Below are 297 nucleotides of genomic sequence, written 5' to 3' on the forward strand. Positions count from 1 at the left end.
GCCGAGAATCAACCGCAGCAGCCGCACGTTGTTTTCCGCACGCTCGCCGTACCGGCCGCTCCAGAACAGGTTCTCCGCCGCGCGGCTCGACACCGTGCGATGCTTGCGCGCGAGATCCGCGGGCTTGAGCGGCGAAGGCAACAGCGTGAAGGTCGAATTCGGATGGCTCGACAGCACCCACGTATCGACGCTGCTGCCGCCGAACTGCATCGACACCGACGCCTGCCGCTCCCCCGCGAGCCGCGTGAAGCCGCCGGGCAGCACGTGCCAGCTGCCGCTCGCATCGGCGACAGCGAT

Annotated in this window: 1 protein-coding gene; it reads right to left on the reverse strand. The window is 68.7% G+C overall.

What is annotated here, in order from left to right; all coding sequences use genetic code 11:
- A partial coding sequence (locus SB753_RS36235; protein WP_410804931.1) for an alpha-E domain-containing protein occupies positions 1-297 on the reverse strand: 297 nt, incomplete at both ends.

It is taken from the genome of Paraburkholderia sp. SIMBA_053, from assembly GCF_046534895.1.
Taxonomy (GTDB): domain Bacteria; phylum Pseudomonadota; class Gammaproteobacteria; order Burkholderiales; family Burkholderiaceae; genus Paraburkholderia; species Paraburkholderia caledonica.